The sequence below is a fragment of the Nonlabens agnitus genome, assembly GCF_002994045.1.
GTDB classification, from domain to species: Bacteria; Bacteroidota; Bacteroidia; order Flavobacteriales; family Flavobacteriaceae; genus Nonlabens; species Nonlabens agnitus.
Genome location: NZ_MQUC01000003.1, coordinates 3,107,362 through 3,120,235 on the forward strand (window position 1 = coordinate 3,107,362; position 12,874 = coordinate 3,120,235).

The 12,874-nt window shown below is 42.2% G+C and carries 12 protein-coding genes; 2 read left to right on the top strand and 10 right to left on the bottom strand.

The window, feature by feature from the left end; genetic code table 11:
* Window positions 1–59: 59 nt before the first annotated feature.
* The 10 genes from map to BST86_RS14355 form a co-directional block, all read right to left on the bottom strand.
* Window positions 60–869: a type I methionyl aminopeptidase gene (map, locus tag BST86_RS14305; protein ID WP_105983842.1), complete on the bottom strand. Its 810-nt coding sequence runs from the start codon at window positions 867–869 to the stop codon at window positions 60–62.
* Window positions 870–1,041: 172 nt separating this feature from the next.
* Window positions 1,042–1,422, bottom strand: coding sequence for a cupin domain-containing protein (locus tag BST86_RS14310; protein ID WP_105983843.1), 381 nt, complete (start codon window positions 1,420–1,422; stop codon window positions 1,042–1,044).
* Window positions 1,423–1,470: 48 nt separating this feature from the next.
* A complete protein-coding gene (locus tag BST86_RS14315; protein WP_105983844.1) occupies window positions 1,471–2,061 on the bottom strand; it encodes a thioredoxin family protein in 591 nt (196 codons plus the stop codon).
* Window positions 2,062–2,069: 8 nt separating this feature from the next.
* Window positions 2,070–3,584, bottom strand: coding sequence for a 2,3-bisphosphoglycerate-independent phosphoglycerate mutase (gene gpmI / locus BST86_RS14320; RefSeq protein ID WP_105983845.1), 1,515 nt, complete (start codon window positions 3,582–3,584; stop codon window positions 2,070–2,072).
* A gap of 60 nt (window positions 3,585–3,644) precedes the next feature.
* Complete coding sequence (locus BST86_RS14325) at window positions 3,645–4,859, bottom strand: BaiN/RdsA family NAD(P)/FAD-dependent oxidoreductase (RefSeq protein WP_394340892.1); 1,215 nt, start codon at window positions 4,857–4,859, stop codon at window positions 3,645–3,647.
* Between the two features lie 217 nt (window positions 4,860–5,076).
* Window positions 5,077–6,012 carry a hypothetical protein gene (locus BST86_RS14335; RefSeq protein ID WP_105983847.1) on the bottom strand — a complete coding sequence of 312 codons (936 nt, stop codon included), beginning with the start codon at window positions 6,010–6,012 and terminating at the stop codon, window positions 5,077–5,079.
* Window positions 6,012–6,791, bottom strand: a complete 780-nt coding sequence (locus BST86_RS14340; protein ID WP_105983848.1) for a hypothetical protein — start codon at window positions 6,789–6,791, stop codon at window positions 6,012–6,014. The genes BST86_RS14335 and BST86_RS14340 overlap by 1 nt, the downstream gene beginning before the upstream one ends.
* A 44-nt stretch (window positions 6,792–6,835) precedes the next feature.
* On the bottom strand, window positions 6,836–8,230 hold the full coding sequence (locus tag BST86_RS14345; RefSeq protein WP_105983849.1) for an FAD-dependent oxidoreductase: 1,395 nt from the start codon (window positions 8,228–8,230) through the stop codon (window positions 6,836–6,838).
* A gap of 21 nt (window positions 8,231–8,251) precedes the next feature.
* Window positions 8,252–9,514 (bottom strand): kynureninase, encoded by a 1,263-nt coding sequence (kynU, locus tag BST86_RS14350; protein ID WP_105983850.1) that lies wholly within the window; start codon window positions 9,512–9,514, stop codon window positions 8,252–8,254.
* 2 nt (window positions 9,515–9,516) lie between these two features.
* Window positions 9,517–10,173 carry a hypothetical protein gene (locus BST86_RS14355; protein ID WP_105983851.1) on the bottom strand — a complete coding sequence of 219 codons (657 nt, stop codon included), beginning with the start codon at window positions 10,171–10,173 and terminating at the stop codon, window positions 9,517–9,519.
* 113 nt (window positions 10,174–10,286) lie between these two features.
* Here BST86_RS14355 and BST86_RS14360 point away from each other — a divergent pair, with 113 nt between their 5' ends.
* Complete coding sequence (locus BST86_RS14360) at window positions 10,287–11,567, top strand: multidrug effflux MFS transporter (protein WP_105983852.1); 1,281 nt, start codon at window positions 10,287–10,289, stop codon at window positions 11,565–11,567.
* Window positions 11,568–11,655: 88 nt separating this feature from the next.
* Window positions 11,656–12,369, top strand: coding sequence for a pirin family protein (locus tag BST86_RS14365; protein ID WP_105983853.1), 714 nt, complete (start codon window positions 11,656–11,658; stop codon window positions 12,367–12,369).
* Window positions 12,370–12,874: the final 505 nt, after the last annotated feature.

A 12,874-nucleotide genomic window follows, 5' to 3' on the forward strand; every position in this document is an offset into this window, starting at 1 on the left:
AATAAAAAAGCGGCATACATTCCATAGTATCTCGCTTTTTTATTGCTCGTTTTAGTGTGCTATTCTTTCCAGCGATAAGGATCTTCTTCATTTGAAGTAATTCCCAAAACCTCGTGCACATAATCAAACGTACTCAATAACCTAGGCTCGCCGTCAACGATAGCCACATCATGCTCAAAGTGTGCGCTGGGCTTACCGTCACGGGTTTTGATGGTCCAGCCATCTGGGAAATGCTTGATGCTTTTGGTTCCCATATTGATCATAGGTTCAATGGCGACGGTCATTCCTTCTACAAACTTTTTACCGCGACCACGTTTCCCGTAGTTAGGCATTTGGGGATCTTCATGCATCACACGTCCCAAACCATGTCCTACCAATTCACGCACCACACCATAACCAAAACCTTCACAATATTCCTGGATCGCATAACCTACATCGCCCACACGATTCCCTAAACGGAATTGCTCGATACCTATATATAAGGAGTTCTTGGTACGCTCGAGAAGCAACTTAGTCTCTTCCGGGACCTCACCAACCGTAAAAGTGTACGCATGGTCGCCATAAAAACCGTCCACAATTGCGCCGCAGTCAATGGATAGTACATCACCATCCTTGATCGCCACATCCTTGGGCAATCCATGAACCACCTCTTCGTTAGGGCTGATCAGCAGCGTGCTGGGACAATCGTACAACCCCTTAAATCCTGGAATGGCACCATTGTCTCTAATGTATTGTTCCGCTAGGTTGTCCAGTCGTTGCGAGGTCACGCCAGGTTTAATCTCTGCCGCGATCATACCTAGGGTTTTACTTACCATCAACGCCGCCTGGCGCATGATTTCTAGCTCTTCTTTGGTTTTGGTAACTATCATCTTGTCGTTTACAAGCTGCTAAAATAAGAAAGATGTAAGGATCCTGTAATATTTAAGATGGTGGCGTTCCCTACGGTCGGGCTTTACACTACAATCTTTTGTCGCGCTACCGCCGCAACAAAAGGATTTCCGTTTCAATCCCTAACGCAATTCCTTTTTAAACAAGCGAAATCTAGATCCAGTCCAGTTGCTCCTTAGTCAGTTCATGTTGCACGTTTCCTGTGTGTTTAATGGCAGCCGGTTCAATAAGCATCACATGAACTTCCTCTTCTGCTATTGGTAAATGATCCACACCTGCAGGAACCACAATCATTTCACCTGGATGAAGAATGACCTCGCTTTCCTGCCTGTCCGGCAGGCAGGCGCGAAAGCGAATTTTCAAAATTCCTTTTACCACATAAAAAAGTTCATCTTCCTGCTCATGATTGTGCCAAACAAACTCACCGTGCAATTTGGCAAGCTTGACTTGCTGCCCATTGAGTTCGCTAATGATTTTAGGCGTCCATGTTTCTTGGAATAGATCAAATTTTTCAGCTAGATTTATTTTGTCCATAATTAGGAGAATAAAAAAGGAGAGCGAATTGCTCTCCTTTAAAAGGTTTTAGTTTTGGTAGGAATGTTTATAATCCTGACCGCTGACGATTTTTAAAATGTCCTGTTCCAAAGTCTCTCGCGGGTATTCCACAAAGCGACCCAACTCTTCACCATCTCTATAGAAGATAAACGTTGGAACCCTGCTAATGTCATAACCGTTGACAAGATCTGCCGGTTCTCTTTTGGAACGGTCTACTGTGACCATGGTAAGATTGTTTTGATCATATCCAACGGCATCCAAAAGCTTGAAAAACTTAGGAGTTTCCCTTTTAGAATCTCCACACCAAGTTCCCATATAGGCACGTATGCTTACATCCTTCATCTCCGATTTCAATTCTGACACCACTGCGGCATCTGGTGTGTAGTCTTCATATCTAGGTGTAAACCAAGAGCTGAATGGCTCACTCTGGAAATCTTTCAAAGACGCAACGCCTTGCAGGTTGCCGTTGACCATCGTGGCCATTTGTGCTTCTGGTTTTGTCATTTCTACAGTGGCTACAGTTTTAGCCTCGCTAGTGCTGGTTGTGGTTGCTTCTTTTTGAGAACCACAAGCGGTAAGTAATATGGCAGCTATGGCTGCAGGTAGTATTTTTCTCATTTCTAATTTTATATTAAAGGTTTTTGTGTCATTTCTGCTGGCTGTTCAACGCCTATCAATTTTAAAATGGTAGGCGCAATATCGCCCAAAACACCATCTTTTATCGACTTAATATCTTGATCTACCAGAATAAGCGGTACAGGATTAGTCGTATGCGCTGTGTTTACACTACCATCAGGATTGATCATCACTTCACAATTCCCATGATCTGCAATCACAATCACCGTATAACCATTATCAACGGCAGCGTCAATTACTTGTTGTGCTGCATGGTCTACCGCTTCACAGGCGGCAACGGCAGCTTCCATACTTCCTGTATGTCCTACCATGTCAGGATTTGCAAAGTTCAAACAAATGAAATCGGCATATTGTTTTTTGATTTCAGGGATTATTTTTCCTGAAACGCAATCGATGGACATTTCTGGTTGTAGGTCATAGGTAGCCACCTTGGGTGATTTACACATGATGCGCTCCTCGCCGTCAAAGGGTTTCTCTTCACCACCATTAAAAAAGAAGGTTACATGAGGATACTTCTCGGTTTCTGCAATGCGTATTTGTTTCTTTCCTGCACCCGATAGGATCTCGCCTAAGGTGTTTTTCAAATTTGGTTTTTCAAAAATGACCTTGATGTCCTTGAAGTTTTCATCATAGGTCGTCATCGTCACATAGTACAAGTCCAGTTTGTGCGCATTTTGCTCATGAAAATCGCGTTGGGATAGCATGTCTGTCAACTCACGACCACGATCTGTACGGTAATTGAAGAAGATGACTACATCGCCGCTTTCTACCTTGGCGACCGGTTCGCCTCCATTTAAAGCGACAATGGGTTCAATAAACTCATCTGTCAATCCAGACGCATAACTCTCACGTACTGATGCGACCACATCATGGCTGGGCGCGCCCATACCATCGGTCATTAGGTGGTAGGCCTTGGCTACGCGTTCCCATCGCTGGTCACGATCCATGGCAAAATATCTACCTATGACGCTAGCGATTTGTGCCGGTGTCTGTGCAATGTGCTGTTCCAACTCTTCCAGAAATCCAGCTCCAGATTTTGGGTCCACATCGCGACCGTCTGTAAAGGCGTGTACAAAAAGATCTTCCAGCCCATAATCCAGCGCAGCATCGATTAATGCTTTCAAGTGGTTGATGTGTGCGTGAACGCCACCATCTGATACCAATCCTGCAAAATGTACTTTTTTGGAGTTCGCTTTCGCGAAAGCGAATGCATCCACCAGCACTTGTTCATCTTTAAGACTATTTTCTCGAACGGCTTTATTGATTTTGGCAAGGTCCTGATACACGATGCGACCAGCGCCCAGGTTCATGTGACCTACCTCGCTATTGCCCATCTGGCCGTCTGGCAGGCCAACATTCTCGCCATCTGTGCGTAGCGTGGCGTGTGGATATTTATCGTAAAGACTGTCTATATATGGCGTGTTTGCCTGTGCGATCGCGCTGACCTTGGGATCTTGAGTGATTCCCCAACCGTCCAGGATCATGAGCATGGTTTTCTTATTCACGGGTATGGTTTTAAGAAAATAAAGGTAAGCAATAGAGTTTTTACGAGTTGTAAAATGAGCTTAAGATTGAGAAATCGCCTGCGCCACCATCCAGCCACCGGTCCAGGCGTTTTGGAAGTTAAAGCCGCCGGTAATGGCGTCAATATTTAATATCTCGCCAGCAAAATAGAGGTTTTCCTGCTTGCGGCTCGCAAAAGTTCTAAAGTCCACTTCTTTTAAATCAATGCCGCCGGCAGTAACAAATTCTTCCTTAAAGGTACTTTTTCCATCGACTTTAAAAACACTTGCGGTTAGAGTAATAGCTAATTCTTTTAGGATCTGGTTGGAACATTCGGCCCAGGTCTTGTCTTCTAAATTCAAGCTGTGAACCAAGTAATTCCAGAGCCTTTTTGGAATCTCATACAACCGATCGTTGGAAATCTGCTTTTTACTATCGTCACGTTTGGCGAGCAGCATCTCGTAACATTCTTCTTGCGAAATATAATTGAGCCAGTTGATGGCCACGTCAAATTTGTAGTTGGAATTATGAAGCTGCACTGCGCCCCAAGCGCTCATTTTGAGAATGGCCGGTCCAGAAAATCCCCAATGCGTAATCAACAGCGGTCCTTGAGATTCTAGTTGTAACTGCGGCACTTCAACACGAGCTTCCAGTGCAATACCAGCAAGGTCTGTAATGGCTTTGTCAACTATATTAAAGGTAAAGAGTGACGGCACGGCATCTACAATGGTATGACCTAAGCACTTCATCATCTCCCAAATCTTTGGGCTGCTACCAGCCGTAACGACTAGATGATCGCAAGTGAATTCGTCGGTTTTGGTAATCACTTTCCAATGGTCATGTCGCTCTAGCGCCATTACATTTTGTGAGGTCAATACTTGAATATGGTGTTTTTTGGCCAGACTAAGAAAGCAATCGATGATAGTCTGAGAAGAATCTGTGATGGGAAACATGCGGCCATCGTCCTCTATTTTGAGTTCCACGCCACGATCTGCAAACCAGGCAATGGTGTCGCCGGTCATAAATTTGTGGAATGGTCCCAGCAGTTCTTTTTCACCTCGCGGATAATTGCCTGTCAATGGTTTTGGATCGAATTCGGCATGAGTGACGTTGCATCGTCCACCGCCAGAAATACGTACTTTTTGAAGCACGTCCTTACCACGTTCTAATATGGTGATGGAAAGATCCGGACGCTGCTCGGCGAGGTTAATGGCTGTAAAGAAGCCTGCCGCGCCACCGCCGATGATAATTGTGTTAGAGAAGCATTCAAGAATCACCTATTTGATTCAAATTTGATCTTTTTTAGACTTGAATGTAAGATTTCTATGTGTTCAGTTGCTATCTTAACAAACCAGCTAAGGTCATCGATATCTTGATCATTAGAAGCTATATCTTTGATATATTCATGTAAACTCAGAGCTTTCAATCGCATATTTTCAATTTCATCTATCAATATATTTTTACCATTGATTTCATTATAAATACAAGTTTTAATCAAATTTCATCCATAGCGGATTTCGCCCTAATGTTAATTCTTTCTTTCTGCTTTTGATAATTTTCTTCGAGGTTTTTTTGATGATTTTCTCTCTGATTTAGGATGTTCTCATGGTTTTGTATCGATTGGTATCTGATATCGTAATTGTGGTTGAAGTCTCGTCTCATATAAGCAACATATTTTGACCTTGTTCTCATGTAAAATTGTTCGCAACTTTCTTCAGAAAAGGCATCACTGAGAAATTCAGATTTATCTAAGTCACAACGGCAACTAATATCATCGATACTATTAGAATATACTTTGTCCTTGATCAAACCGGATTGCGCTTCCTTTGACTTAATTTCAATTAAAATAGCTCCTTTTTTTATAATTGTTGGTTCTTTTTTTAAGATTGATTTTACTACTTGATACTCCTTACGAACCTTAAAGTCAAATTCACTTTTCCAGTTTTCTCTAGAATCACCATAGCAAAACACTTTATGTTCTTTACCTTGATACACGGAGTTTGGATTAAAGTCGTCGTTATATGCTGTATAATTTACCAAATCTACTTCCTGATTGATGAATTCAACTTCTTTATATTTTTGACTAAAGTCTTCGATTAAGCAACGGGCATCCTCTAAAACAATGCTTTTCAACCCACCATTTCCAAATTCAAAAGACATGGGAACTTTACAAAAACCCGTCAAATAGAAATATTTTTCTGCATTGGGACTTGGAACAAAAGCAATTTTTTCTTCCTTAATTAATAATTCAAGAACATCATTTAGTTCGTCATAAGTCATATCTTCATAAAAATCTAAAAATATATATACTTTAGATTGAATAAAAACTTCATCATTGTTCTCATTTTTGGCTTTCTGGTTTTTTTTGCAACTCGTTAGCATAAAAAGAAACAAGAAACCTAGAACAAAAAATCTTTTTGAAAATATCATTAATTAAATTTTTTCGCTAGGGAAATGTTAAAAAAGTTAAAACACTCATCTTCTACGCACTCTATCATATCAATCGATTTACTTAAGTCAGGAATCCTAGGAAAATAAAGTCGAAATGACCGGTGTTGTCCAGCAAAATCGCTTTCGGTTATATTTGGAGCAATAGCAATACCTTCTGCTTTCAAAAGACTATATTTTGCTTTACCCTCAGAATTTTTAATATACACATCAGAATTAATTCTGGACCAACCTCCATTTTCATATTCTATTGGACTTTTATAAAGTATATGCATCATAATGAAATCTGATGAGACGAAAATATCCAATATATGGATACTATTGGATGATCTATTACCGTAAGTAGGATTGACATATAAGCCATTTAGGCTATCGATTTTGAATGGTTGTGTGCAGGGATCACAGTCATAATTTAATAATTTTCCTACGGTATGATAATAGCCATCCTTAGGGACATGGGTATAAGCTAAATCCAAATTGACAGTTTCTAGATTTCCTTCTATATCTTTTCCTTGAAGTACTACTTGATATAAATTCTTATAATTGACATTTTTGTAATAAATGTTTTCAATCGTCAAGTATTGTTGATCCTCATTCTCACAACAAGCGCACCACACAATTACATGTGATTGAGTTTCCAAATATTCCTTTGCAGCTTTTGCTTGATCAAGCCTTATATATGCTAGCTGATCTGCGTGCGTAACTTGAACAAATAGAAATGCTACAATAAACAAAGTTGATTTGAGTAATAATTTGATCATTTTGAAAAAGAATTTAGTTGCAGAATTAATCAAATTTACATTAATTAACTCCTATGCCAAATAACCTCTTCCGTTTTCTTATTGATCGCGGCGAGTAGGCTTTCGGCGCTGTCCTCGACCTTTATCAGATCATTGTCGATGAGCCAGATAATGGCTTTGTCCTGGGCGCGGCCTCTTTTCATGGCTTCACGGTAGCCCATACCTTCTGGAGGGAACGTTACTAGTGAGTATTTTGAGGAGTATTGCGCTTTCGCGAAAGCGGACTCCAGCTTCATCTCTATGGCACGTTTTGTCTGGAAATTAGGATGCGAAACGCTGTCTCGCATCTCTACAAAGTTGTCCAAAGCAAGGTCTGCAATGGCATCTGTATCTGGTTTGCGCTCTACCGAGAATCGCTTCATGGCTTCTTCCCAGTCGTCGCATTCTCCCAAAATCTGATCAAAAACGGTCACGTCCTCAAAGCCGGCGTTCATGCCTTGCCCGTAAAAGGGAACGATCGCATGACAGGCATCACCCATCATCAACACCTTGCCGTGAGCGGTCCATGGAGAGCAACGCACGGTGCCCAAAGGCGGAACAGGATTACGCTGGTATTGCTCCAACAAATCGGGTATTTCATCAAAGACATCAGGGAACTCTTCCTTGAAGAAAGCCGTCACCTCTTCATCTGTGGTGATTTGCTCAAAGCTTTGTGGCGATTCCTTGCGGCGCATAAAAAGGGTCATGGTAAAACTACCATCCAGATTAGGAAGAGCGATCAACATAAAACCACCACGTGGCCAGATGTGCAGGGCATGTTTATCAATGCGCCAGCCGCCATCATCTGCCGGTGGCATGCGCAGTTCTTTATAAGCGTGTGGCAACCAGTCTGTAGTATAGGAAAAGAAGAACTCGCGCTGTCGCGCCATGGCCTGACGTACTTTAGAGCCGGCACCATCGGTACCCAGCAGAATATCGGGATGCCATTGTTTTACGGTTTCGGTTTCCGAGTCCTTGTATTCTACACTTCCTGTTTTTACATCTACCGACAGTACCTCGTCATTAAAGTCGATCTGGACCTTATCATATTCGTCGGCCTTATCTAACAAGAGTTTGTTGAGATCTTCCCTGGAAATGGAGTTGATGTAATCATCGTCACGACCGCTATAATTTGAGGTGATAACGGCGCCGTTTTTAGGATGGATCATGCGTGCCTTCATGGGTATGCACAGTTCTTTTACCTTATCGCCCAGACCCACCATTTTAAGGGCATTGAGTCCACGGTCTGACAGGGCAAGGTTGATGGACCTACCAGCGTCCACAATTTTGGTACGCATGTCGGGTCGTTTCTCTAAAATATTCACGGTGTAGCCGCGTTGGGCAAGACGCAATCCCAACAGAGCACCACAAAGACCTGCGCCGGTAATTAGGATATTGGTATTCGTATCAGATATTTTCATTCAAAAGTTCTAGGTGGCGGCTTAAAGTGCTGCGGCAAGGATCTGGACAAAATTCCAGCAATCCATATAGGAATTATAAAGAGGTACTGGGGCGACCCGTATCACGTCTGGCTCTCGCCAGTCTGCGATCACGCCTTTATCGCTTATGGTTTCAAAAAGGGACTTGTCAGCATCCTTTACAGCAAGTGATAACTGGCAGCCACGATCCTTAGGGTCTTTAGGTGTTATAATTTTAATGCGGTCGCCCTCAATGTTGTGGATGAGGTATTCCAGGTAATTAGTAAGTTGTTTTGATTTTGCCAATAGATTGTCAAATCCAGCCTCCATAAATAATTCCATACTGGCGCGTATGGGCGCCATACTTAAAATAGGAGCGTTGGACTGTTGCCAGCCTTCAGCGCCGTAGATGGGATCGAACTTAGGCTTCATTAAAAAACGTTCTTCCTTGTTGTGTCCCCACCAGCCGGCAAATCGGTTGATCTGGTCATTGTCTGCATGCCGCTCGTGTACAAAGCAGCCGGCGATGCTTCCTGGACCAGAATTCATGTATTTGTAGGTGCACCATACGGCAAAATCTGCGCCGCTGTCGTGCAGTTTAAGGTCTACATTGCCAGCACCATGCGCACAGTCAAAACCTACCATCGCACCGTGGGAATGCCCTAATTCAGTGATTTTTTTGAGGTCAAAAAACTGACCCGTATAATAATTGATGGAGGCGATCATGACCAGCGCGATCTCATCACCATGATTTTTAAAGATCGTTTCCAGATCTTCCATCATTAAGGTGCTACTGCCAGGTCGTGGCTGCCATAGAATAATATCCTCGGCAGGATTGCCGCCGTGCCATTTGATCTGGGAATCTACCGCATAGGTATCGCTGGGAAAGGCATCTGCCTCCATCACGATTTTCCTGCGCTTGCCTGATGGTTTGTAAAAACTTACCATCATAAAATGCAGGTTGGGCGTCAAGGTATTCATGACAACGACCTCATGCGGTTTGGCGCCTACCACTTCAGCCATGGAATCTGTTAGGAATTCATGATAGCGCGTCCATGGAAAGGTTTTGTCAAAGTGGCCTTTTACGCCCAGCTGTGCCCAGTCATTCAGCTCATCGGCTACATATTCCACTGCTTTTTTAGGTTGTACTCCCAAAGAGTTGCCGCACAGATAAATACTTTCTGTACCGTCAACATGTTTTGGAATGGTAAAGCTTTCGCGAAAGCGAGCCAATTCATCTGCCTGGTCTAGTGATTGTGCAAATTCTTTTGTGGAGTTGTAGGTCATTTTTATTTTTTGGTGATGTTGATATCTGAAAAGTAGATGTTCAAAGTACCGTCTTCTGATCTATGGTTGGTCGCTATTTTGATGCCGCCATAATCCTGGTAATCTTCAAACGAAGTGATCATCGCAGGCTCTGTTTTTCCTTTAGGGTAGTACATCCATTTATTGATCATCATATTCTCATCGATAACCATGTCATAGCGATCGCCAGGTGTGTAGCCATCATCGCCGGTATATTGTACCTGCACCATCTTACCTGCAGTAGAATCTGGATAGGTTACTTCCTTACCAGTGTCCCAAGCCAGTTTGAATTGTGGCAATAACCAGTAGACGTCGTTGATAAAGGCACGATCTGCACTCTGGGCAAGACTGTCCATTTGTTGTGTTCTATTATAGGTAATTTGCTCTCCTTTTGAATCTAGAGTTACCTGATCAGAATTAGGATTCCATTTCCAAGCTCTGGTGGCAAGGGTCTCGCCGTTACGTTCTATGTTAAATGTAAACTCCATCGATTCTACATCTTTCCAGTTTTCAAGGCCGCTGGATTGCGCTACTTGCATGGCTAGTTCTGGAGTTTCTTCCACAGTAGTCTCCTCATTTTTTTCATTCTTACAAGAAATGATGGCTACAGAAAATAGAATGGGTAATAGGAATTTTTTCATGGTAAAGGTTGTTGGGTTATGAGATTCAAAAGTACGATTTATAGGCCGTTATGAAATCGTAAAGGTTTGTGAATATAGGTTTAGGGCCTAGGATTGAAAAGTACCTTTGCAGCGTGAGAAAGAGAACTGTACAGACCGACATAAGCAAAAGAAGAAAAAACATCATCATTTTATTGTTGGGGACGCTCATTGCTATAGGTCCATTTTCCATAGATACTTACCTGCCTGCGTTTAAACAAATTGCTGGAGACTTTAACGTCGATACTAGTGCTGTAGGACTGACGCTTACCACATATTTTATTGGAATAGGTCTAGGCCAACTTGCCTATGGTCCATTGATGGACAAATATGGACGACGCAAACCACTTATCGTCGGGCTTGCCCTCTATATTTTCATGAGCATCCTATGCGGAATCGCATGGAATCTATGGTCGCTGGCATTTTTCAGATTCTTCATGGCCTTAGGAGGTTGTGCCGGTATGGTGGCCAGTAAGGCTGTTGTAAGAGATTACTTTGAAAAGGATCAAGTAGCAGATGTTTTGAGTACGCTCATGCTCATCATGGGTGTTGCACCTATCATTGCGCCTACGGTAGGTGGTTTTATCATAACCGCATTTCACTGGGAAGTGGTGTTCTTCTGTCTGGCTGCATTTGCTGGCCTGATGCTTCTTAATGTAATCTATGTACTTCCAGAAAGCGCAGAACCGAATAGCTCGACAAGCCTGCGGCCCACTAAAGTTGCTAGAGAATATTGGTCTATATATAAGAATAAGGATTTCTTTCTCTTTTCAACCACTCGAGGATTTGCGATAGGAGCACTGCTGGCTTATGTCGCCAGTGCACCTTTTGTGTTTATAGAGTTTTTTGGGATGAGCGAAGATATGTTCGGTTATATTTTTGGTGGTAATGCAGCTGGTTTGATTTTGGGCAGTCAGCTCAACAGGCTTTTTCTCAAGCGGTTTACTACATTCCAGATAACATTTACCGTGGCAATCATCATGGCTTTTTTAACGGGTAGTATCACCATTTATAGTTTGTTGGTGCAGCCACAGTTTTGGGTGATTTACCCTGGATTGTTCACCATGCTCTTTTTTATCGGCTTCCAGAATCCTAATGTGACGGCGCTTAGTTTGCAACCTTTCAATCTACAGGCCGGTAGCGCTAGTGCGCTCGTGGGTGCGGTCAGTATGATTTTTGGGAGTATTGCAAGTACCTTGGTGGCTCAACTTTTGGTAGATGGGATCATGCCTTTATTGGCAATAGTCACCTTTTGTAGTATAGCTGGCTGCATTGCGGTAGTTTACTATAAGATTGAGTATGGTCATGGGTACGCTTTCGCGAAAGCGTACTACCATCATCCTCATCGCATAAAGCAACGTAAGGAAGCCGCCTAAAGATCTTAGCTTAGGTAGCTCGCAGAAGAGATAGCTAAAGATGTATTAAATATTTGTTGTACATACAAATAAATAGTAGTTTTAAATTATGAAAAACGTAATTCACAGAGCAGAAAGCAGAGGTCACGCAAATCACGGGTGGCTCAAGGCAAACCACAGTTTTAGTTTTGCAAGCTGGTACAATCCAGAGCGAATCAATTTTGGCGCCATAAGAGTGTTGAATGACGACACCATAGCTCCAGGTGCTGGTTTTCCTACCCATCCACACGATAATATGGAAATTATTACCATACCACTATCTGGAGTGTTGGAACACAAGGATAGTATGGGTAACGTTGCCCAAATCAAAACGGGTGAGGTTCAAGTCATGAGTGCTGGTACTGGAGTGACCCATTCAGAATACAACGGCAGTCAAACGGAAGAATTAAAATTATTTCAAATCTGGCTTTTTCCAAACAAGAAAAATGTCACGCCTCGATATGACGAACTAAAACTTAACGTTGAGGACCGTAAAAACAGATTTCAACAAATATTATCTCCTTCACCAGACGATGAAGGAGTGTGGATACATCAAGATGCCTGGATGCATATGATTAGTATGGATCCCGATACGGTTAATGACTATCGTTTGAAAAACCCAAGTAATGGAGTTTACATTATGGTCATTGAGGGTAATGTAGAAATTGATGGCGACCAGTTAAAGAATCGAGATGCCATGGGCGTGATAGAAAGTGATACTATTAATATTAAGGCAACATCAAAATCAGATTTGTTACTTATTGAAGTTCCTATGCAATTCTAACTGTACAGATCACAATAAGAGAGGCATCTTTAAGGCTGCTTTTTTTGTTGGGATAGGTTTGGGGTGGTTTGGTTTGGGGTGGTTTGGTTTGGGAGTTGGTTAGGATGTTTGGGAGGTGGGATTGGAGGGTTGGCTGGTCAGGTGTTAGTTTTGGATAAAGAATTTTTGATTTTTTTTGGAGGTGTATTTGGGTGTTTTTCAGCGGGTTGAAATTTATTTTAAATTTTTATTGATTTTTCTCTTCAAAAAGTTTGGTTGGAAAAGAAAATGCTCTGTATATTTGCACCCGCTTTGCAAGAGACGTTAAGTCGAAAGTTAAAGCAACGTTCATTAGGAGATGGGGAATACTGATAAGTTAGGCATCGTGAAGAGGCCGCTTTTCAAGTTCCATTTTGAAGACTTCTAATAAGTTCATTGAGATATTGATTGACAGCACAAAAAGAACAGGTCTGTTTCCTTTCGGGGAATCAGATCGGTAAGAATAAGAATAATATAGTGTAAACAG

What these genes read in the sequence shown, in the direction of transcription:
- kynU (WP_105983850.1), bottom strand. Translation starts at nt 9,514, where the DNA reads ATGACCTACAACTCCACAAAAGAATTTGCACAATCACTAGACCAGGCA.
- BST86_RS14365 (WP_105983853.1), top strand. Translation starts at nt 11,656, where the DNA reads ATGAAAAACGTAATTCACAGAGCAGAAAGCAGAGGTCACGCAAATCAC.
- BST86_RS14355 (WP_105983851.1), bottom strand. Translation starts at nt 10,173, where the DNA reads ATGAAAAAATTCCTATTACCCATTCTATTTTCTGTAGCCATCATTTCT.
- map (WP_105983842.1), bottom strand. Translation starts at nt 869, where the DNA reads ATGATAGTTACCAAAACCAAAGAAGAGCTAGAAATCATGCGCCAGGCG.
- BST86_RS14335 (WP_105983847.1), bottom strand. Translation starts at nt 6,012, where the DNA reads ATGATATTTTCAAAAAGATTTTTTGTTCTAGGTTTCTTGTTTCTTTTT.
- BST86_RS14310 (WP_105983843.1), bottom strand. Translation starts at nt 1,422, where the DNA reads ATGGACAAAATAAATCTAGCTGAAAAATTTGATCTATTCCAAGAAACA.
- BST86_RS14345 (WP_105983849.1), bottom strand. Translation starts at nt 8,230, where the DNA reads ATGAAAATATCTGATACGAATACCAATATCCTAATTACCGGCGCAGGT.
- BST86_RS14315 (WP_105983844.1), bottom strand. Translation starts at nt 2,061, where the DNA reads ATGAGAAAAATACTACCTGCAGCCATAGCTGCCATATTACTTACCGCT.
- BST86_RS14340 (WP_105983848.1), bottom strand. Translation starts at nt 6,791, where the DNA reads ATGATCAAATTATTACTCAAATCAACTTTGTTTATTGTAGCATTTCTA.